Here is a 20,803-nt window from a genome sequence, read left to right as displayed (position 1 = left end):
AAGCCCTTCGCCCCGGCCGTTCGCGTTTCCCTGGTACTGCCTTCTTGAAAACACCCCTCTGGTTCCCGCAAAGCTTCTTCGCCCGCACCCTCTGGCTGGTGCTCATCGTCGTGCTGTTCTCCAAGGCGCTGACCCTGGTCTACCTGCTGATGAACGAAGACATGCTGGTCGACCGCCAGTACAGCCACGGCGCCGCGCTGACCGTGCGCGCCTACTGGGCGGCGGACGAGAAGTCGCGCGAGGCCATCGCCCAGTCAGCCGGGCTGAAGTGGGCGCCCCACGAGCAGGGGCAGCCGGAGGAAGTGCACTGGCCGTATACCGAGATCTTCCAGCGGCAGATGCGCATGGAGCTAGGCATCGACACCGAGACCCGTCTGCGCATCCACCATCCGTCGATGCTCTGGGTCCGCGCACCAACTCTGGGTGACGGCTGGATCGGCGTACCGCTCTACCCGCACCCGCTGCGCGGCCAGCAGATCTGGAGCGTGCTGGGCTGGTTCCTCGGCATCGGCCTGCTGTCCACCGCTGCCGCCTGGATCTTCGTGCGCCTGCTCAGCCAGCCTTTGAAGCGCCTGGTCTTCGCCTCCCGCGAGTTCGGCAAGGGGCGCAGCGTGCGCCTGCCGCTGGGGCCGGAAACGCCCAGCGAGATGGCCGAGGTGTACCGCGCGTTCAACCAGATGGCCGACGACGTCGAGCAGGCCGGTCGCGAGCGTGAGCTGATGCTGGCGGGGGTCTCCCACGACCTGCGCACGCCGCTGACGCGCCTGCGCCTGTCACTGGAACTGATGCCCGACAGCGACCGCGAGATGGTCGAGGACATGGTCCGCGACATCGAGGACATGGACGCCATCCTCGACCAGTTCCTCGCTTTCATCCGCGATGGTCGCGACGAGTCGGTGGAAGAGGGCGACCTCGCCGATCTGATCCGCGAGGTGGCCGACGCCTTCAACCAGAGCGGCAACCGCGTGCGCCTGTGCCTGGAGACGCTGCCGCTGTTCCGCTTCCGCCGGGTGTCGATCAAGCGCCTGCTCGGCAACCTGATCGAGAACGGCCTGAACCACGGCGGCGGCAAGGTCGAAGTGGCGGCCCACGTGGCCGGTGGTGGCGGCGCGCCCTATGTGGTGCTCAGCGTGCTGGACCGCGGTGCGGGCGTCGATCCGCAGGAGCTGGAGAACATCTTCAACCCCTTCTTCCGTGGCGACAAGGCGCGCGGCGGCAAGGGCACCGGCCTCGGGCTGGCCATCGTCAAGCGCATCGCCGAACAGCACGGTGGCAGCATCGAGCTGCGCAACCGCGAGGGCGGTGGCGTGGAAGCGCGCGTCTGCCTGCCGCTGGGGCTGTTGCTACCGCGCGACGCGCACTAATCCCAGCGCAGGGATTTGCCTTCGAGAACCGCCTGGCGCCCATAGGGCCAGGCGCGGTTGTGCGCGCCATGGCCGCTGGGCAGCCCGTGGTAGAGCGGCACGCCCAGCTGCGCGGCGTACTCGGCAAAGATTTCTTCCAGGCTGTGGGCCACGCCCTTGCGCGGGCAATCGGTGAAGGAGCCGAGGCAGATCGCGCCCAGGCGTGCGCCGTCCAGGCTGTTCAGTAGCTGCCAGAGGCTGCGCTCGAGGCGGTAGTAGGGCTCGCCGACGTCCTCGAGGATCAGGATCGCGCCGTCCGGCACATACAGCGCACCCGCGGTGCCGGCCATGCAGGCCAGCGCGGTGAGATTGCCGCCGATCAGTTCACCTTCCACAGCCGCCTTCGGGCCTGCCAGGTGCTGCACCGCCAGCTTGCCGGGGCCGCCGGCCAGCACGTGGCTGACCGAGGCCAGGGACGCCAGACGTTCACGCTGCTCGCTGGGCGCGCTCAGCGGCTGCAGGCCCAGCCCGGTGGCGACCATGCCGTGGATCGCCGGCAGGCGCTGGCGGTGGAAGGCACTGAGCAGGATGGAGATGTCCGAGAAGCCGATCAGCGGGCGTGGCGAGGCGGCCTTGAGGCGCTGCCAGTCCAGCTGCGGGATGAGTTGTCCACAGCCGTAGCCACCACGCAGGCACCAGACGGCGCTGACGTCTTCCAGCTCGAAGGCGGCGTGGAAGTCCTCCAGGCGTTGCTCCGGCGTGCCGGCCAGGTAGCGATAGCGCGCGTCGGCGTGCTCGCCCAGGTGGTAGTCGATGCCCTGCACCTCCAACTGGCGCAGGGTGGCCTCCAGCACCTCCTCGGCAATCGCCGAGGCCGGCGCGACCAGCGCGACGCGGCCCTCGATGGGCGACCAGGTGAGTTCGGCGTGGGGGCGGGGAGCGGGCATGGCTGGATTCCAAAGACTGCAGAAGAAACTGTAGGAGCGAGCGTGCTCGCGAAGGGTTCAATGGGGCAACGATGTGTCGTGCATTCCCCTTACCCTAACCCTCTCCCAAGGGGGAGAGGACCGATCGGCGCAGGATGAAACCATGGCGTCAGTAGGCACAGACTGCCCTCTCTCCCTCCGGGAGAGGGCTGGGGTGAGGGCAAGACCCCGAGCGATGCTCAAGGGTGCTTCATGAAAGTTTGTTCCTGACATCCCTGTCGTGAACACGTGCTTCTCTGAGACCCCTGCCAGGCCATCCGTGGCCTGGCGTTCGCCGGCGCGACGCATGCGTCGCGAAAGCCCCGGCTCACCCCTTGCCCTTCGTTCTTGCCAGATGCGGCCCGCCATTCTTCTCCAGGTACTCGATGATTACCCCGGCGATGTCCTTGCCGGTGGTGGTCTCGATGCCTTCCAGGCCTGGCGAGGAGTTCACCTCCATCACCAGCGGGCCGTGGTTCGAGCGCAGGATGTCGACGCCGGCGACGTGCAGGCCCATCACCTTGGCGGCGCGGATGGCGGTCATGCGCTCCTCCGGGGTGATCTTGATCAGGCTGGCGCTGCCGCCGCGGTGCAGGTTGGAGCGGAATTCGCCGGCCGCGGCCTGGCGCTTCATTGAGGCGATCACCTTGTCGCCGACCACGAAGCAGCGGATGTCGGCGCCGCCGGCTTCCTTGATGTACTCCTGCACCATGATGTTGTGCTTGAGCCCCATGAAGGCCTCCAGTACGGATTCGGCGGCCTTCTCCGTCTCGCAGAGCACCACGCCGATGCCCTGGGTGCCTTCGAGCAGCTTGATCACCAGCGGTGCGCCGCCGACCATCTCGATCAGGTCCGGCACGTCATCGGGGGAGTGGGCGAAACCGGTCACCGGCAGGCCGATGCCCTTGCGCGACAGCAACTGCAGCGAACGCAGCTTGTCGCGGGAGCGGGCGATGGCTACCGATTCGTTGAGCGGGAACACCCCCATCATCTCGAACTGGCGCAGCACGGCGCAGCCATAGAACGTCACCGAGGCGCCGATGCGCGGGATCACCGCGTCGAAATCTTCCAGCGGCTTGCCGCGGTAGTGGATCTGCGGCTTGTGGCTGGCGATGTTCATGTAGGCGCGGAGGGTGTCGATCACCACCATCTCGTGGCCGCGTTGCTGCCCGGCCTCTACCAGCCGACGGGTGGAATACAGGCGCGGATTGCGCGACAGCACAGCAATTTTCATTGATCACCTGGAAGGGTGGCGGGAACCATGATGAGGGGTTTGTCTTGCACGTAGGTGAGGCCCGGGTTGACCACCAGCTGGCCCTGTACGAGAGCCTTGGAGCCTAGCAGCACGCGGTAACGCATGGTCTTGCGGCAGGCCAGGGTGAATTCCACCGACCAGGCGCGGTCGCCCAGCGCCAGCAGGGTGCGGATCACGTAGCGGGTCTGGGCCTGGCCGTTGGAGCTCTTGATGGTCTTCATCGTCACCACCGGCGCTTCGCAGCGATGGCGGCGCTGCACCTGGGTGCCCAGGTGGGCGACGAAGCGTACCCAGCTCTGCCCGTCGCGCTCGAAGGGCACGATGTCGCTGGCATGCAGGCTGGAGGTGCTGGCGCCGGTGTCGATCTTCGCGCGCAGGCCGACCATGCCCAGTTCGGGCAGGGCGATCCATTCGCGCAGACCAATTACCGACAGCTGGTCGAAAGTCTTCAAGGCTGGTGTCCCCGGCGTTTGCCGGCATTCTAGTCAGGCCGCTTGTGCCCCGCCAGCGGGGCGCGGGGTACACTCTCAGACCCGCATGACGAGGTTGTGAAGTGAGCGAAAAAGACGACGACAAGGTCCGCCTGGACAAGTGGCTGTGGGCGGCGCGCTTCTACAAGACCCGCTCCCTGGCCAAGGAAGCCATCGACGGTGGCAAGGTGCATTGCCGGGGCGAACGCTGCAAGCCGGGCAAGGAGCCGAAGGTCGGCGAGGAGTACGTGATCCGCACCGGCTTCGACGAGCGCACCGTGGTGGTGAAGGCGCTGTCCATGGTGCGCCGTGGCGCGCCCGAGGCGCAGCTGCTCTATGAAGAGACCGCCGACAGTCTGAAACGCCGCGAGGACGCTTCGGCAATGCGCAAGGCCGGTGCGCTGGGCGTGCAGACCGACGGGCGGCCGACCAAGAAGCAGCGCCGCCAGTTGTTCAGCTTCCGCGATCAGGAGTGAGCGGGCAGCTCGATCAGCAGTTTGCCTTCCGCAACCTTCAGGCTCAGCTGCGACCAGTCCGGTACCACGGCGCGCACGCGCGGATCGAAAGCGCTGCCGGTGCCGATCTGGATCACCTGGCAGCCAGCATCCAGCGCGCTCTGTACGCCGGCCGGGGCGTCTTCGAAGGCCAGGCAGTCCTGCGCCGCGATGCCCAGGCGCTCGGCGCCGAGCCGGTAGGGTTGCGGGTCCGGCTTGCCGGCGCTGACGTCATCGGAACCGACCAGCACGTCCGGCAGCGGCAGGCCGCAGATGGCGAGGCGATCCAGGGCAATCGCGCGACTGGCGGAGGTGACCACCGCCCAGGGCTGGCCGGTCAGGGTGCCGAGGAAACGGTCGGCGCCGCCAACGATGGACGGCTGCGCCACATGCTCGAGTTCCAGTTCGTGCAGGAACGCCAGTTCTTCCGTCAGGTCCAGGTGCGGCGCGAGGCGGCCGATCACATCCTGCGAGCGTACGCCGTGGCAGATCGACAGCGCAGCCTCCGGCGGCAGGCCGTGGCGCTGGCACCACAGGCTCCAGATGACTTCGACGGCGGCGGTGGACTGCACCAGGGTGCCGTCCATGTCCAGCAGGATGGCGCGGGTTTCGATCAGCATGGCCGGGCGAACTCCTTGAGGGGTTCCGGTCGGGAGAGAGCGATGATGCTCCATTGACCTCGACGAAACGCGGAAGATCGCTGTGGGATATATCCCGATGCTCTTGTCGAGAGCAACGGCCGGCGCACCAGGTGGGCGCCGGCCCTCGCCTCAGGCCGCGATGACGCTCAGGCGGTTGACCAGCGGAATCCTCGCGGCCAGGCGGAACAGCGGGTCGGTCCAGCGCACCAGCGCGGCGCTGCCCTTGGCGGCGAACGGGGTGAAGCAGCTCCAGGCCAGGGCCACCAGCGCCATCTGCACGCCGCCGATGTAGTCGTCCTGGCCCCAGTGCGCGCCCGCCACCAGGCGCGGCAGCATGAACAGCAGCGCCAGGCCCCAGATCACCACCCACTGCAGGGCGTTGCGGGCGAACAGGGTGAGGAACAGCGCCCAGATCAGCAGTACCGAGGCGTGGTCGCCGGGGAAGCTGCGGGCGGATTCGTCCTTCACCTCGAAGGGCGTGTCTTCCCACTGCGGGAAGAAGTGTTCCAGGCGGATGGCATCCGGCGCGATGCTGGAAATGCTCGCGTGCTGCCAGCCCAGCTTGTGGGCGATCTTGGCGTAGAGGATGCGCACGACCACCAGCACGACGGCCGCGCATAAAAAGCCGAAGGTCGCCGCACGGACCTGGGTGGCCTTGAAGATCCAGTCGCCACGGATCATCAGCAGCAGCAGGATCACCCCGACCAGCAGGTCGAACGGCCGGGTGCTCGCCACCGCCCAGGTCAGTCGCCAGGCTTCGTTGGTCGCCAGCGGCTGATTGAGCAGGCTGAACAGGCTGAAATCGAAGAGGTCCATCGCGCTGCGAGTGGGCTCCCAGAGCCACAGCAGGAGCAGGACGACCGCCATCAGGTGACAGGCGATGAAGGGCTTCCAGGACCAGGTGGCTTGGAACGGCGTGGTTTTGTCCATAAAATCGATACCCCCTTACGGAACCCCCCGAGTATGGGTGGGTGCTGCAAAGCGCGCTTTATAGGCCTTTGCCATCAACTTGTCATTTATTTGTGCCTATCGCAGCGTTGTGCAAAGCATGTCCCAGATCGATCAAAGTCAGCGTTTCCTGTTCGACAACACCGATGTCCGTGGTGAGCTGGTAGAGCTCGACCGCAGCTTCGCCGAAGTGCTGGCCAAGCACCCCTACCCGCAGCCGGTCGCCCAGTTGCTGGGGGAAATGCTGGCCGCCGCCGCGCTGCTCTGCGGCACCCTGAAGTTCGATGGCCTGCTGGTGCTGCAGGCGCGCTCCAGCGGCGCCGTGCCGCTGCTGATGGTGGAATGCTCGAGCAACCGCGAAGTGCGCGGCCTGGCCCGCTATGACGCGGACGCCATCGGCGATACCGCCGGCCTGCCCGAGCTGATGCCCGAGGGCGTACTGACCCTTACCGTCGATCCGAAGAACGGCAAGCGCTACCAGGGCATCGTGCCGCTGGAAGGCGCGACCCTGGCCGACTGCCTGTCGACCTACTTCGCCACTTCCGAGCAGTTGCCGACCCGCTTCTGGCTGAACGCCGACAGCCGTCGCGCCCGTGGCCTGCTGCTGCAGCAGTTGCCGGCTGACCGCCAGCGCGACACCGAGTCGCGGGAAGCCAGCTGGCAGCACGTCAGCACCCTGGCCGACACCCTCACGGCCGAGGAGCTGCTGGGCCTGGACAACGCCACCGTGCTGCACCGCCTGTACCACGAGGACGACGTGCGCCTGTTCGAGCCGCAGCCGCTGGTGTTCCGCTGCAGCTGCTCGCGGGAACGCTCGGCCAATGCGCTGGTCAGTCTTGGGCAGGAAGACGCCGAGCGTCTGCTGGCCGAGGAGGATGGCGAGATCGTCATCGACTGCCAGTTCTGCAACCAGCGCTACCAGTTCGACGGTTCGGACGTTGCCCAGCTGTTCTCGGGCGGCGGTAGCCAGACACCGTCAGAAACCCGCCATTGACCGCATCGATTTGTCCGATAGCCGAACCAATGGCGCTCTCGCCAGATCAGAGGCTGCACGAGAACAGTTCTTTTCTGGCATAATCCCGCGACTTTTTTCCGCGGTAGTGGGAATCAGAAGTCACTACGCAATGTTTGGAGGACTCGGCTTCGGCCGACGGGGACCCACATGACGCAAGCCAATAAAGCCGTTTACACCGATATCAGCGTTGCCCAACTGGTGGAAGAAGCCATTCGCCGCGGCGAAGGCGAACTCGCCGACAACGGCTCGCTCGTGGTGAAAACCGGCCACCGCACCGGCCGCTCGCCTGCCGACCGTTTCATCGTCGAAGAGCCGGGCAGCAAGGATTCCATCGCATGGGGCGCCATCAACCGTCCGTTCCCGGCCGACAAGTTCGATGCCCTGTGGGACCGTGTCCAGGCCTTCAATGACGCCCAGGACCATTTCGTTTCCCATGTGCATGTAGGTTCGGCTCACGACCACTACCTGGCCGTGAAGATGACCACCGCTACCGCCTGGCAGAACCTGTTCGGCCGCGCGCTGTTCATCGAGCCCGAGCAGTACAACCCGGCCGGCCGCGAAGAGTGGCAGGTTCTCAACGTCGCCAACTTCGAGTGCGTGCCCGAGCGTGACGGCACCAACTCCGATGGCTGCGTGATCCTCAACTTCGCCCAGAAGAAGGTGCTGATCGCCGGCATGCGCTACGCCGGTGAAATGAAGAAGGCCATGTTCGGCGTGCAGAACTACCTGCTGCCGGAAAAAGACGTGCTGCCGATGCACTGCGCCGCCAACATCGGCGAAGAGGGCGACGTGACCCTGTTCTTCGGTCTGTCGGGCACCGGCAAGACCACCCTGTCCGCCGACGAAAGCCGCTACCTGATCGGCGACGACGAGCACGGCTGGGGCGAAGGCGTTGTCTTCAACATCGAAGGCGGTTGCTATGCCAAGTGCATCGACCTGTCCGAGAAGAACGAGCCGGTCATCTGGAAAGCCATCAAGTTTGGCGCCGTGCTGGAAAACGTCGTCCTCGACGACAACCGCACCCCGGACTACGCCGATGACAGCCTGACCCAGAACTCCCGCGCGGCCTACCCGCTGGAGAACGTCGAGAAGCGTTCCGAGCAGAACCTGGGCGGCGAGCCGAACGCCGTGATCTTCCTGACCTGCGACCTGACTGGCGTTCTGCCGCCGGTGTCGATCCTGAACAACGAGCAGGCGGCCTACCACTTCCTGTCCGGCTACACCGCGCTGGTCGGTTCCACCGAAATGGGTTCGGGCGGCGGCATCAAGTCGACCTTCTCCACCTGCTTCGGCGCGCCGTTCTTCCCGCGTCCGGCCGGCGTCTACGCCGAGCTGCTGATCAAGCGCATCAAGGCCTTCGGCTCCAAGGTCTACCTGGTCAACACCGGCTGGACCGGTGGTGGCTACGGCGTCGGCAAGCGCTTCAACATCCCGACCACCCGTGGCGTGATCGCCGCCATCCAGAGCGGTGCTCTGATCGGCGCCGAAACCGAGCACCTGGACATCATCAACCTGGACGTGCCGAAGGCCGTTCCGGGCGTCGATACCGTCCTGCTCAACCCGCGCAACACCTGGGAAGACAAGGCTGCCTACGACGAAGCCGCCAAGGGCCTGGCCACCAAGTTCATCGACAACTTCCAGAAGTTCGACGTGAGCGACGCCATCAAGAACGCCGGCCCGCAGCTGTAAGCGAGCCCGTTCTGGAAAGAGCCGCCTTCGGGCGGCTTTTTCATTTCTCGGCCCGACGCCGGAGTCCCCCTGTAGGAGCGGGCCGCTCTTTTTAGAAGGGAACTGTGGGCGCGATCGCGCGCACGGCGCGCTCCTACAAAAACGCCGGCTTCGGCGTATGGTGAACGGCCTGGATCGACTCGCTGGCAAGCGCTCTCCTACAAAAGCGCTTCCTAGGCTGGGTGGACGCCCATGAAAGGAGTTATCCCCATGCACGACACCCTTGAACGCGTCTTCGGCTTCCGCCAGTTCCGCCCTGGTCAGGAGGCGGCGGTCAGCGCGGTGCTGGCCGGACGCTCGGCGGCGGCGATCTTCCCCACCGGCTCGGGCAAGTCGCTGTGCTACCAGCTGCCGGCGCTGCTGCTGCCGCACCTGACCCTGGTGGTCTCGCCGCTGCTGGCGCTGATGCAGGACCAGCTTGCCTTCCTCGCCCGCCACGGCATCGCCGCCGCCAGCATCGATTCGGCACAGAGCCGCGAGCAGACCGCACAGACCATGGCCCGCGCGCGCAGCGGCGAGCTGAAGGTGCTGATGATCTCCGTGGAGCGCCTGAAGAACGAGCGCTTCCGCAACTTCATCAGCGAGGTGCCGATTTCCCTGCTGGTGGTGGACGAGGCGCACTGCATTTCCGAATGGGGCCACAACTTCCGCCCCGACTACCTGAAGCTGCCGGACTACCAGAAGCAGTTCCGCATCCCCCAGGTGCTGCTGCTCACCGCCACCGCGACGCCGGCGGTGATCGCCGACATGCGCAGCAAGTTCGCCATCGCCGAGGCTGACGTGGTCACCACAGGTTTCTACCGCGCCAACCTCGACCTGCAGGTGGAGCCGGTGGCCAGCGCCGCCCGCCGCGCGCGGCTGGTGCAGTGGCTGGGCGAGCGCGCCGGGCAGCCGGCCATCGTCTATGTCACCCAGCAGAAGACCGCCGAGGAAGTTGCCGCGCACCTGGCCGAGCGCGGTATTCCCGCCTGTGCCTACCACGCCGGGATGGAGCACCCGGAGCGCGAGGGCATCCAGCGCCGCTTCATGGAGGGCCGGCTGAACTGCATCGTCGCCACCATCGCCTTCGGCATGGGCATCGACAAGAGCAACATCCGCCAGGTGGTGCACTACGACCTGCCCAAATCGCTGGAGAACTACAGCCAGGAGATCGGCCGCGCCGGGCGCGACGGCCAGCGCTCGGAATGCCTGGTGCTGGCCAACCGCGACAGCCTCAACGTGCTGGAGAACTTCGTCTACGGCGACACGCCCGAGCGCGAAGGCATCCGCCATGTGCTGGAAGAGATTCGCCAGGCGCCGAACGGCCAGTGGGAAACCATGCTGGTGCCGCTGTCGGACCAGTCGAACATTCGCCAGTTGCCGCTGAAAACATTGCTGGTGCAGCTGGAGCTGCGCGGCATCATCGCTCCGCGTTTCGCCTATTTCGCCGAATATCGCTACAAACTGAATATCGATTCTGCCGAGTTGCTCAGCCATTTTCAGGGCGAGCGGCGGCAGTTCGTCGACGCCATCCTCACCACTTCGGCCCGCGCGCGCACCTGGGCCACCCTGGACTTCGACACCCTCTACAGCCACCACGGCGCCGAACGCGCGCGGGTGGTGAAGGCGCTGGACTACTTCCAGGAGCGCGGCTGGGTGGAGCTGGAGAGCAAGCAGATGACCGAGGTCTACTCGGTGCGCGATGCCTCCTTCTCTGTGGACAACCTGAGCGAGGAGCTGCACCGCTACTTCAAGCGCCACGAAGAGAGCGAGATCGCCCGTATCGGCGCCATGCTCGAACTGCTGGGCAGCTCGGAGTGCCTGAGCTGGCGCCTCGCCCAGTACTTCGGCGACCAGCAGGCGCCGCGCCGGTGCGGGCACTGCTCGGTCTGCGCTGGCCGCGTCGCCCGGCTGCCGCAGCCGCCCGCGCTGCCGCCGCTGGATGGCCAGTCGCTGCACAGCCGCTGCGCCGCCTTCCTGGAGAAGTACCGCAGCGCCCGAGGCCTTGCGCCCAGCGCCGACTGCGTGACGCGCTTCCTCTGCGGCATCAGCGTGCCGGCCTTCACCCGCATGAAGGCGCGCACGCTGCCGGGCTACGCGACGCTGGAGGACTACCCCTACGCCCAGGTCCGTGACTGGGTTCAGGCGCAACAGTGACCGCCTGAAGACGCCGGCGCCACGCACGACTAAAGGTCGGCGTGATGCTGGCGGGGCTCCTTGTAGGGTGTGGAAAAGGCATTTCGGCCTAGACTCTTCAGGGCGTTGCAGCAAGGAGCCCCGCGCATGTCCACCGAGCATCTGGATGTACTGATCATCGGCGCCGGCCTGTCCGGCATCGGCGCCGCCTGCCACCTGCAGAAGCAGTGTCCCGGCAAGTCCTACGCCATCCTCGAGGGCCGCGAGGCCATGGGTGGCACCTGGGACCTGTTCCGCTATCCGGGCATCCGCTCCGACTCGGACATGTACACGCTGGGCTACAACTTCAAGCCCTGGACCGACCCCAAGGCCATCGCCGACGGCCCGTCGATCCTCAACTACATCCGCGAGACCGCCCGCGAGTACCGCGTCGAGGACAAGGTCCGCTACCGCCATCGCGTGCTCAAGGCCGACTGGGACAGCGCCAGCGCGCGCTGGAACCTCGTCGTGCAGCGCGGCGACGAGGCGGAGCCGGTGCGCATGAGCGCGCAGTTCCTCTTCATGTGTACCGGCTACTACCGCTACGACGCTGGTTACACCCCGGATTTCGCCGGCCGCGAGAGCTTCGCCGGGCAGGTCATCCACCCGCAGCTGTGGCCGGAGAACTTCGATTACAGCGGCAAGCGCATCGTGGTCATCGGCAGCGGCGCCACCGCCGTCACGCTGGTGCCCTCGCTGACCGACAAGGCCGCCCACGTCACCATGCTGCAGCGCTCGCCGTCCTACGTGATCAACCTGCCGGCGAAGGACCCGATTTCCAACTTCCTGCGCAATTTCCTCCCGGAGAAGTGGGTTTACCGCCAGGCGCGGGCGCGCAACGTGACCATGCAGATGATCTTCTTCATGGCCTCCAAGGCGTTCCCCGGCGCGGTGCGCAAGCTCATGCTCAAGCTGGCCAACCTGCAGCTGGGCAAGGACTTCGACATGCGCCACTTCAGCCCGCGCTACAAACCGTGGGACGAGCGTGTGTGCTGCGTGCCCGATGGCGACCTGTTCAAGACGCTGCGCCAGGGCCGCGCCTCGGTGGTCACCGACCATATCGAGCGCTTCTGCGAGAAGGGCATCCTGCTCAAGTCCGGGCAGGTGCTGGAGGCGGACGTGATTGTCACCGCCACCGGGCTGGACCTGGTGATGTTCGGCGGCGCGGAACTGGCCATTGATGGCAAGCCCTTCGACGTTACCCAGAGCATGGGCTACCGCGGCATCATGCTGCGCGACCTGCCCAACCTCGCCGCCATCGTCGGCTACACCAACGCCAGCTGGACGCTCAAGGCCGACCTTTCCAGCGAATACTTCTGTCGCCTGATCAACCACCTCGATGCCGTCGGCATGCGCCAGTGCACGCCGCGCCAGACCGATGGGTCGGTGAAGGAAGAACCCTTCCTCAACCTCAACTCCGGCTACATCCAGCGCGCCGCCGACCGCATGCCCAAGCAGGGCGATCGCACGCCGTGGAAGCTCTACCAGAACTACGCGCTGGACCTTGCCCTGCTGCGCTTCGGCAAGGTCGAGGATGGCTACCTGAGCTTCACCTCGCCCAAACAGCGCCAGGCCGCGGCGGCACCGGTGGAAGCGCTGGAGAGCTGACCTCCCCGGTCGGAGCCCGCCGGCCCTGGCGGGCTTCGTTCTATCGAGGCATCGGATAGACATTATCGATACGCCGCTCTGCAACGCGGCGGCCTCTCGGCTTACCATGCGCGCCATTCCCGCCCATGCCAGCCAGAGGATTTTCCATGCTGATCGAAGACGCCATCCGCAGCCGCCGTTCCATTCGTGGTTTCGACACTTCCTATGTGATGAGCCGCGAGGAGAAGGACGACCTGCTGCAACAGGCGCTGCTCGCTCCCACCTCGTTCAACCTGCAGCACGTGCGTCTGGTGGAAGTCAGCGACCCTGAGCTGCGCGCGCAGATTCGCGCGGCAGGTTGGGACCAGGTGCAGATGACCGACGCCTCGATGCTGGTGATCGTCTGCGCGCAGGTCGACAGCTGGGAGCAGAACGCCGAGCGCGTGTGGGATGGCGCCCCGGTCGAAGTGAAGAACTACATGGTCGGCGCCATCGACGGCTACTACCGCGACAAGCCGCAGACCCAGCGCGACGAAGCCATGCGCAGCAGCGGCCTGGTGGCCCAGACCCTGATGCTCGCCGCCCGTGGCCGCGGCCTGGACAGCGTGCCGATGGTCGGTTTCGACTTCGACGCCGTGGGCAAGCTGATCAACCTGCCGGCCAGCCATGCCATCGGCCTGATGATCGCTGTGGGCAAGCAGGCGGTGGAAGCCCGCCCGCGCATCGGCCGCCTGCCGCTGGAAGAGACGATCATTCGCGATCGCTTCTGATCCCCACGAAACGCGCCTCCGGGCGCGTTTTTGTTTACGCAGGCGTGACTGTCTTTTCCTGGAATATAAGCGCTAGGGCGCTCCCCTCACCCCAGCCCTCTCCCTCAGGGAGAGGGGGCAGTCCGTCCCGGCTGACGCTGAGGTTTCATCCTGCACCGAACGGTCCCCTCTCCCGCTTGAGGAGCGGGGCGCGCAGCCAGGGTTAGGGTGAGGGGCATTTGATCTTGTAGACCTCACTCCGGCGCGGACTCCACAATCCGCTCGATCAGCCACTGCAACGCCGTATCCCGCTCGCGCTGGGCGAGATAGACCAGCTCCAGGTGGAACTGCCCCACGTCGAACGGCAGCTCCAGCACCTGCAACGGCAGCAGTTGGGCGAAGTGCGCGGCCAGCCGCGTCGGCAGCACGGTGAGCAAATCCGTGGTCGCCACCAGGTGCGCCGCCTGCAAGTAGTTGGGCGTGGTGTAGGCGATCTGCCGTTTCAGCCCCTGGCTGGCCAGCCACTGGTCGACCATGCCCTTGGTCTGCCCGCCGGAAACCCACAGGTGCCGCTGGCCGAGGAAGGTCTGCAGATCGATCCCGCCGTACACCTGCGGATGTCCGCGCCGGGCCAGCAGGCGCAGCGTCTCGCTGGCCCAGGGGCGGCGCTGGAAGCGTGCCGGCAGTTCCTCGAAGCGGCCCAGCACCAGGTCGAGGTTGCCCTTGTCCAGGGCTTCGGCCGGTAGCGTCGGCGTCAGGTGCTGGATGCTCAGGCCCATGCCGGGCGCCGCGCTACCCAGACTTTCGAGCAGGTGCGGCATGCACAGCGCTTCCACATAGTCCGTCAGCGCCAGGGTGAAACGCTGGCGGCTGCGCGCCGGGTCGAAGGTGTCGCCACCGGCCAGGCTCTGGCCGATGCGCTGCAGGGCGTCGCGGATCGGCGCTTCCAGCTCCAGCGCCCGCGGCGTCGGCTGCATCGCCCGGCCCACGCGCACCAGCAGTGGATCATCGAGCAGCTCGCGCAGGCGGTTCAGCGCATTGCTCACCGCCGGCTGGCTCAGCGACAGGCGCTCCGCCGCGCGCGAGACGTTGCGCTCGCGCAGCAGCGCATCCAGCACCCGCAGCAGGTTGAGGTCGAAGGTGGTCATATTCATTGGCTGAATTCCACTTATCACAACTCAAAATTTCAAAAATAGTACCGCCTTCCCTAAGGTGAGTGGTCTTCAAACGAGCGTTTCAGGCTGACAAGAGGAACAACATGAGCCAGAACATCCGCATCGCCAGCGCCGCCGTCATCGGCGCCGGCACCATGGGCCGGGGCATTGCCATGTGCCTGGCGAACGCCGGCGTGCAGGTCCTGTGGCTGGACAACAACCCGCAGATGCTCACCCAGGCCCTCGGTGCCGTGGCCGACACCTATGCCCACAACGTGCGCCAGGGCCGCATTGACGAGGCCGAAGCGGCCCGTCGCCGCGCGCGCATCTCCCAGGCGGCGAACTACGCGGCGATCCGCGAGGCGGACCTGGTGATCGAGGCGGTATACGAGAACCTGGAGCTCAAACAATCGATCTTCCGCGAGCTGGACGCGGCGCTGAAACCCTCGGCCATCCTGGCGTCCAACACTTCCTACCTGGACGTCGATGCCATCGCTGCGGTGACCTCGCGGCCGTCCCAGGTGCTCGGTCTGCACTTCTTCAGCCCGGCGCACATCATGAAGCTGCTGGAGATCGTGCGCGGCGCAAAGACCGCTCCCGCCGTACTCGAAGCGGCGCTGGAACTGGGCGAGCGCATGGGCAAGGTCAGCGTGGTGGCCGGCAACTGCCACGGCTTCATCGGCAACCGCATGCTGGAGAAGTACGTCCAGGAGTCGCGCCGGCTGATCCTAGAAGGCTCGCTGCCGCACCAGGTCGACGCGGCAATCCAGGGCTTCGGCTTCGCCATGGGGCCGTTCCGCATGTTCGACGTGGTTGGCATCGACCTCGAATGGCGCGCCCGCGAGCTGGCCGGCAAGGGCCAGGATGCGCCGACCGTGCAGGTGGACAACCGCCTGTGCGAGATGGGCCGCTTCGGCCAGAAGAGCGGCAACGGCTTCTATCACTACGAGCCGGGCAGCCGCCAGGCCGAGCACGACCCGGAAGTGGACGCCCTGGTGCTGCGCGAGTCCGAGCGCCTGGGCTACGAGCGCCGCGACATCGGCGCCGAGGAAATCCTCGAGCGCTGCCTGCTGGCGCTGGTCAACGAAGGCGCGAAGATTCTCGACGAAGGCATTGCCTCCACCAGCGCCGATATCGACACCGTTTACCTCAATGGTTATGGCTTCCCCAAGGACAAGTCCGGCCCAATGGCCTGGGCCGATGCCCAGGGCCTGCAGAGCGTGCTGGCGCGCCTGCGTGACCTGGCCGGCGAGCACGGCGCGCACTGGCAGCCGGCCGCGCTGATCGAGCGCCTGGCCGCCGCCAATGGCCGCTTCGCCGACGTGAAACAGGAGCACTGAAGATGAGTTACCAGGCACCCCTGCGCGACATGCGTTTCGTCCTCCACGAACTGTTCGATGTCAGCGCCCACTGCGAGCTGCTGGGCAACGCCCTCGACCGCGAACTGATCGACGGCGTGCTGGAAGAAGGCGCGCGCTACACCGGCGAAGTGGTCGCCCCGCTGAACCGCAATAGCGACGAGCAGGGCGCGACTTTGCTCAATGGCGAAGTCACCACGCCTGACGGTTTCCGTGAGGCCTACCAGCAGTACTGCGACAACGGCTGGGCGAGCATGACCGGCCCGACCGAATTCGGCGGCCAGGGCTTCCCGCAGATGGTCGCGGCCAGCTTCCACGAGATGCTGATGGCCGCCTCGCTGTCCTTCCGCGTCTATTCCGGCCTCACCGAAGGCGCGGTGCTGGCGCTGTACAAACATGGCGCAGCGGAGCTGCAGCGCGACTACCTGGCGAAGATGGTCAGCGGCGTGTGGAGCGGCACCATGTGCCTCACCGAGCCCCAGGCCGGCACCGACCTGGCGCTGCTGCGCACCCGTGCCGAACCGCAGGCGGACGGCAGCTACAGCGTCAGCGGCAGCAAGATCTTCATCAGTGGTGGCGACCAGGACCTCTCCGAGAACATCGTCCACCTGGTGCTGGCGCGCCTTCCGGATGCGCCGGCCGGGGTGAAGGGCATCAGCCTGCTGCTCGTGCCCAAGTTCATCGCCAATGCCGACGGTACGCCGGGTGCGCGCAACTCCCTGAGCTGCGGCGCCATCGAGCACAAGATGGGCATCAAGGGCGCATCCACCTGTGTGATGAACTTCGACGGCGCAACCGGCTGGCTGATCGGCCAGGCCAACCAGGGACTGGCGTGCATGTTCACCATGATGAACGACGCGCGCTTCCAGGTCGGCCTGCAGGGCCTCGGCATCGCCGAGCGCTCCTGCCAGGGCGCGCTGGCCTATGCCCGCGAGCGCCTGCAATCGCGCGCGCTGACCGGTGCGGCCGAGCCGTCCAAGGCCGCCGATCCGATCATCGTCCATCCGGACGTGCGGCGCATGCTGCTGACCCAGAAGACCCTCACCGAAGGTTGCCGGATGATCGCCGCGCTCTGCGCCCGCGAACTGGACCTGGAGCACGGCCACCCCGAGGCGGATGGCCGCAAGGCCGCGAGCAAGCGTGCGGCGCTGCTGATCCCCATCGTGAAGTCGTTCTTCACCGACGTCGGCCAGGAGGTTTCCAGCCTCGGCGTGCAGGTCTATGGCGGCCACGGCTACATCCGCGAATGGGGCATGGAACAGCTGATGCGCGACAGCCGCATCACCCAGATCTACGAAGGCACCAACGGCATCCAGGCGCTCGATCTGATCCGCCGCAAGCTGCTGGGCGACGGCGGTGCGGAGCTGAACGCGCTGATCGGTGAACTGGCGGCCATCTGCGAAACCGTCGGCGCGCGCACCGAACTGGCCAGCCTGGCGGAAACTGTGCGGCAACGCCTACTGGAATGGCGCAGCCTCACCAGCGAAGTGATCGCCGCCTGCCAGCGCGATCCGCAGGAAATCGGCGCCACCTCGGTGGACTTCCTGCAGTACTGCTCCTACGTGCTGCTCGGTGGCCTCTGGCTGCAGGCGGCCGGCGTGGCGCAGGCGAAGCTGGCAGCCGGCGAGGGCGACGCGGACTTCTACCGCGCCAAGCTCGCCAGCGCCGAGTTCTACGTCAGGCGCATCCTGCCGCGCGCCAGCATGCATCGCGAGGCCCTGCTGGGCGGCGCGGACTGCCTGATGGCGCTGGACGCGGAGCACTTCGCGTTCTGAATGCAGGGCCCGCGGGTTTTCTGCGGGCCCTTCAGTCAGCTGCCGCGCTCCTGGCCACACTGCGCGCAGAAGCGCGCCTGGGGCGCGACAGCGGCGCCGCAGCCCTTGCAGGGCGCGGCCTGCAGCGAGCCGCCGCAGTTGTGGCAGAAGCGGCTGTCCTGAGGATTCTGTGCGCTGCACTGCGGGCAGGGCTGGGTGGGAACCGCATTGGCAGTCGGGGGTGGCGCGGGTGCCGGCGGATAGCCCGGTGCGCCGTAACCGCCGCCGTGTCCGCCATGACCGCCGCCATAACCGCCGCGGCCGTGGTGACCGCCCATCATCAAACGTTCGAGCCAACCCATGATGTACCTCCAGTTTCCCGTCGTGGGGTGGAGTCATTGGGCAGCCTGTAGTTGCTACAGGGTCAAGGCTTGGGAGTGTGAGCGGAGATTTCGAGCAAGCGCGCCCATGAAAAACGCCGCTCCGGTGACCAGGAGCGGCGCTCTCGTATCAGCGGGACGGGGCTCAGGCCCGCTCCCATACCTCGAACGCATAGGCCGGCGTCTCGCCTTCCGCGTCATGTTCGATGCTCGAGGCCAGGTGCCACTGGCTTTCGCTCACTTCGGGGAAGTGCGCATCACCGGCCGGGCTCAGGCCTACGCGGGTCAGGTAGAGACGGTCGGCGCGGCCCAGTGCTTCACCGTAGAGTTGCGCGCCGCCGATCAGCATCAGCTCGTCGGCTTCCTCTTCCCTGGCCCATTGCTCGGCGCGCTCCAGGGCGGCGTCGAGGCTGGTGAAGACTTCCGCGCCTTCGAGCGTGAGGCCCGCCTGGCGGGTGACCACGATGTTCAGGCGGCCCGGCAGCGGGCGGCCGAGGGAGTCCCAGGTCTTTCGGCCCATGATCACCGGCTTGCCCAGGGTCATGGCCTTGAAGTGCTTGAGGTCCTGCGGCAGGTGCCAGGGCAGGCGGTTGTCGACGCCGATCACGCGGTTCTCGGCAAGGGCGGCGATCATCGCCAGGGGCAGTGCTTGGGTCATCTCGACTCCAGTGGTGAACATCAGCGGGAACTCCCGTTGCCAGAGGATACCAGCCGCTCGCCGTCGGCGGGGCCGGCGGGTGGCGGAACGCGCATGAAGAAGGTGCCGTCCTCGTTGACCTGGGTGATGCCGGTGGCCAGCACCTTGCGATAGTCCTTGAGGTTGAACGCCAGGGTCTGGTCCGGCCGCTCGGCCTTGAGCAGCACCTGGGAATAGGTGATGAGGATCTCGAAGATCTTCAGGTCGCCCGACTGCAGCCAGATGTAGGACTGCCCGGCCTGGCGCGGCGGCTCGAAGGCCAGTGAGGCGGCGCCTTCCCTGGGCGTGAACTTCAGGTGCAGGCCCTTGGCGTCCAGCCAGGTTGATTCGACGCGGCCGTCGATGCCCACCAGCGGGAAGACCTGGTGGTAGTTCAGGTGCATGACGTTGTCCTGCAGCACCGCGCCGGGCCGCTCCAGGGTCACCAGCGAATCCAGGCGCAGGCCCACCAGGCTCATGGCGCCGTAGCTGGGCACGCCGAGCACCTTCACGCTGTCGGGCTGGTAGTCGAGGTTGTCGCCGTCGAGTTTCACCGTGCCGGAGAGCCGTAGCGGCAGCCAAGGGCCGACGCCCAGCGGCTGCACCTCGCCGGAGACCAGCAGGCGGTCGCCTTCGATGCTCAGCCTGAACTCGCGCAGCATGGTTTCCGGGTAGGCGAGGATGTGCTGGTTGAACAGGTTGGCGAGCTGCTCGGGGCTGAGGATCACCTCGCCCTCGGAGACGTTGATGCGCATGTCCTGCGGACGGTCGAAGTCGATCGGCTCGCCGGCCTTGAGCGGCACCAGCCAGCCCTTGAGCTGCGGGCTGTGGAAGCCGATGTTGCCCTGGAAGTACATGTCCACGTTGTGCAGCAGGATGCCCACGCCGTCCTGCCCGGAATCGCGCAGGCCGCCCGGCCGGCTGGCCTTGAAGTCCGGCGCCGGTGGCGTCTGCTGGAACCAGCCCTGGCGCAGCACACCCAGTTCGCGCTGCTGCTTGTCGATGGCGCTCTCGGCGACGGCCTGGCCGGCCAGCGTGAGGCAAAGAAGGGAAGCAAGGAGGGTTCTCATAGGGCTTTCTCCTCCGGGGCCGGCGCCTTAACCGGCGAGACGGCGATGTGCACCATGCCGTCCTCGCGCAGGCGGATTTCGCCGTACTGCAGCTGGCGGCGGTAGTCGTAGAGGTTGAACAGCAGCGGCGCGTCGGGGCTCAGGCTGGTGAACAGTGCGTAGGCCTTGACCAAGATGGTCCGCGCCATCTTGATGTCGCCGCCCTCGATGAACATGTAGCTCTGCGGCGCCTTGAGCTGCGGCCATTTCAACTCGGCCAGGTCGCTGCCCAGCAGCAGGTCCATGCCGCCGTCGGCGAGCTTCAGGTGGCTCACGGTGAAGTCCAGGCGCGGCGGCGGGAACAGGCCGTCGAGGTCGACCAGGATGCGGTTGCCGATCAGCTGCATGTGCGCGGTGTGCAGTTGCAGCACCTCGGACATCTCGATGGAGGCGGCGCTCAGCGACGGCGTGACGTCCACCCCGTCGACGAAGATCCGCTGCGGCACCAGCGCCACCTTCAACGGCCCCGCCTGCTCGATCCCGGTGACCATCCGCAGCGGCCGCCAGCGGCCCTTGCGCAGCAGTTCGCCGTGGACCTCCTGGCCGTCGGCGCGGGTGCTGAGCTTGAGGTTGCGCACCGGCGCGTTGGCGTTGCGCAGCTCCTCGTTGAGCAGGCTGGCGAGGGTGGCGTCGGCGACGAAGATGTCCCCGGCCTGGATGCGCGCGACCATGGATTTCGGATCATCCAGCATCAGCGGTGTGCCGGCGCCTGCCACCGGGCTCATCTGGATCAGCATCTTGCGGATGAAGAAGCCGATGTCGTCGTGCAGGCGGAAGTCGGTGTGGCTGATCCACAGTTGCGAGGTGTTGCTGTCGGACTGCCGGGCGCTGACGTTGGCGTCCAGCACGCGCGGCGGCACGGCCTGCATCAGCGGGGTGTCCGGGCCCCAGGCGGAGGGGCGCACCGGCGGTGTTTCCACGGCAGCCGCGGTGGCGGCGGCCAGCAGCAGGGGCAAGGCACTGAGCATCGAGCGCAGCATGGCGAGGCCTCATTCTTGTTGTTTTTTCCGAGTGTGAGGCTGG

19 protein-coding genes are annotated in these 20,803 nt (G+C 66.7%); 9 read left to right on the top strand and 10 right to left on the bottom strand.

What is annotated here, in order from left to right; translation table 11 throughout:
* Nucleotides 1–44: 44 nt before the first annotated feature.
* Entirely contained in the window at nt 45–1,364 is a 1,320-nt protein-coding gene (locus tag ABKS89_RS28675) for an ATP-binding protein (protein ID WP_081515287.1), read from the top strand.
* On the opposite strand, the gene ABKS89_RS28670 is transcribed toward ABKS89_RS28675, so the two are convergent.
* The 3 genes from ABKS89_RS28670 to rimB all read right to left on the bottom strand — a co-directional run bounded on the left by ABKS89_RS28670 (nt 1,361) and on the right by rimB (nt 4,015).
* Nucleotides 1,361–2,290, bottom strand: coding sequence for a S66 peptidase family protein (locus ABKS89_RS28670; protein WP_348588476.1), 930 nt, complete (start codon nt 2,288–2,290; stop codon nt 1,361–1,363). The genes ABKS89_RS28675 and ABKS89_RS28670 overlap by 4 nt on opposite strands.
* Nucleotides 2,291–2,636: 346 nt before the next feature.
* Nucleotides 2,637–3,542: a 30S ribosomal protein S6--L-glutamate ligase gene (rimK, locus tag ABKS89_RS28665; protein WP_045215639.1), complete on the bottom strand. Its 906-nt coding sequence runs from the start codon at nt 3,540–3,542 to the stop codon at nt 2,637–2,639.
* Nucleotides 3,539–4,015, bottom strand: coding sequence for a retropepsin-like aspartic endopeptidase RimB (rimB, locus tag ABKS89_RS28660; RefSeq protein WP_138213779.1), 477 nt, complete (start codon nt 4,013–4,015; stop codon nt 3,539–3,541). The genes rimK and rimB overlap by 4 nt, the downstream gene beginning before the upstream one ends.
* A 101-nt stretch (nt 4,016–4,116) precedes the next feature.
* On the opposite strand from rimB, the gene hslR reads away from it, so the two are divergent.
* On the top strand, nt 4,117–4,509 hold the full coding sequence (hslR, locus tag ABKS89_RS28655) for an Hsp15 family ribosome-associated heat shock protein (RefSeq protein WP_192433180.1): 393 nt from the start codon (nt 4,117–4,119) through the stop codon (nt 4,507–4,509).
* Here the strand turns inward: hslR and ABKS89_RS28650 are convergent.
* Together ABKS89_RS28650 and ABKS89_RS28645 are read right to left on the bottom strand one after the other, a co-directional pair.
* Complete coding sequence (locus ABKS89_RS28650) at nt 4,500–5,147, bottom strand: HAD-IA family hydrolase (RefSeq protein WP_348588475.1); 648 nt, start codon at nt 5,145–5,147, stop codon at nt 4,500–4,502. The genes hslR and ABKS89_RS28650 overlap by 10 nt on opposite strands.
* Nucleotides 5,148–5,297: 150 nt before the next feature.
* Complete coding sequence (locus ABKS89_RS28645) at nt 5,298–6,098, bottom strand: phosphatase PAP2 family protein (RefSeq protein WP_348588474.1); 801 nt, start codon at nt 6,096–6,098, stop codon at nt 5,298–5,300.
* A 118-nt stretch (nt 6,099–6,216) separates the two neighbouring features.
* On the opposite strand from ABKS89_RS28645, the gene hslO reads away from it, so the two are divergent.
* The 5 genes from hslO to ABKS89_RS28620 all read left to right on the top strand — a co-directional run bounded on the left by hslO (nt 6,217) and on the right by ABKS89_RS28620 (nt 13,370).
* Nucleotides 6,217–7,110, top strand: coding sequence for an Hsp33 family molecular chaperone HslO (gene hslO / locus ABKS89_RS28640; RefSeq protein WP_348588473.1), 894 nt, complete (start codon nt 6,217–6,219; stop codon nt 7,108–7,110).
* A 168-nt stretch (nt 7,111–7,278) separates the two neighbouring features.
* Complete coding sequence (locus tag ABKS89_RS28635) at nt 7,279–8,820, top strand: phosphoenolpyruvate carboxykinase (RefSeq protein ID WP_138213784.1); 1,542 nt, start codon at nt 7,279–7,281, stop codon at nt 8,818–8,820.
* A gap of 249 nt (nt 8,821–9,069) precedes the next feature.
* Nucleotides 9,070–10,995: a RecQ family ATP-dependent DNA helicase gene (locus ABKS89_RS28630; protein ID WP_348588472.1), complete on the top strand. Its 1,926-nt coding sequence runs from the start codon at nt 9,070–9,072 to the stop codon at nt 10,993–10,995.
* A gap of 126 nt (nt 10,996–11,121) precedes the next feature.
* Complete coding sequence (locus tag ABKS89_RS28625; RefSeq protein WP_348588471.1) at nt 11,122–12,621, top strand: flavin-containing monooxygenase; 1,500 nt, start codon at nt 11,122–11,124, stop codon at nt 12,619–12,621.
* 146 nt (nt 12,622–12,767) lie between these two features.
* On the top strand, nt 12,768–13,370 hold the full coding sequence (locus tag ABKS89_RS28620; protein ID WP_348588470.1) for a nitroreductase family protein: 603 nt from the start codon (nt 12,768–12,770) through the stop codon (nt 13,368–13,370).
* A 233-nt stretch (nt 13,371–13,603) separates the two neighbouring features.
* Here the strand turns inward: ABKS89_RS28620 and ABKS89_RS28615 are convergent, their stop codons facing one another.
* A complete protein-coding gene (locus ABKS89_RS28615) occupies nt 13,604–14,503 on the bottom strand; it encodes a LysR family transcriptional regulator (protein WP_348588469.1) in 900 nt (299 codons plus the stop codon).
* A gap of 104 nt (nt 14,504–14,607) precedes the next feature.
* On the opposite strand from ABKS89_RS28615, the gene ABKS89_RS28610 reads away from it, so the two are divergent.
* Nucleotides 14,608–15,843 carry a 3-hydroxyacyl-CoA dehydrogenase gene (locus tag ABKS89_RS28610; protein ID WP_348588468.1) on the top strand — a complete coding sequence of 412 codons (1,236 nt, stop codon included), beginning with the start codon at nt 14,608–14,610 and terminating at the stop codon, nt 15,841–15,843.
* A gap of 2 nt (nt 15,844–15,845) precedes the next feature.
* Nucleotides 15,846–17,636, top strand: a complete 1,791-nt coding sequence (locus ABKS89_RS28605; protein WP_348588467.1) for an acyl-CoA dehydrogenase C-terminal domain-containing protein — start codon at nt 15,846–15,848, stop codon at nt 17,634–17,636.
* A 35-nt stretch (nt 17,637–17,671) separates the two neighbouring features.
* On the opposite strand, the gene ABKS89_RS28600 is transcribed toward ABKS89_RS28605, so the two are convergent.
* The 4 genes from ABKS89_RS28600 to ABKS89_RS28585 all read right to left on the bottom strand — a co-directional run bounded on the left by ABKS89_RS28600 (nt 17,672) and on the right by ABKS89_RS28585 (nt 20,760).
* On the bottom strand, nt 17,672–17,977 hold the full coding sequence (locus ABKS89_RS28600) for a double zinc ribbon domain-containing protein (protein WP_171039391.1): 306 nt from the start codon (nt 17,975–17,977) through the stop codon (nt 17,672–17,674).
* A 163-nt stretch (nt 17,978–18,140) separates the two neighbouring features.
* Nucleotides 18,141–18,653, bottom strand: coding sequence for a dihydrofolate reductase (locus ABKS89_RS28595; RefSeq protein ID WP_348588583.1), 513 nt, complete (start codon nt 18,651–18,653; stop codon nt 18,141–18,143).
* 20 nt (nt 18,654–18,673) lie between these two features.
* Nucleotides 18,674–19,741 (bottom strand): hypothetical protein, encoded by a 1,068-nt coding sequence (locus ABKS89_RS28590; RefSeq protein WP_138213792.1) that lies wholly within the window; start codon nt 19,739–19,741, stop codon nt 18,674–18,676.
* Nucleotides 19,738–20,760, bottom strand: a complete 1,023-nt coding sequence (locus ABKS89_RS28585) for a hypothetical protein (RefSeq protein ID WP_348588466.1) — start codon at nt 20,758–20,760, stop codon at nt 19,738–19,740. The genes ABKS89_RS28590 and ABKS89_RS28585 overlap by 4 nt, the downstream gene beginning before the upstream one ends.
* Nucleotides 20,761–20,803 lie beyond the last annotated feature (43 nt).

This window comes from Pseudomonas sp. LABIM340, from assembly GCF_040017195.2.
Lineage (GTDB): Bacteria > Pseudomonadota > Gammaproteobacteria > Pseudomonadales > Pseudomonadaceae > Pseudomonas.
The sequence above is the reverse complement of the archived record's forward strand: the minus strand, read 5'-3'. Positions and strand labels throughout refer to the sequence as shown.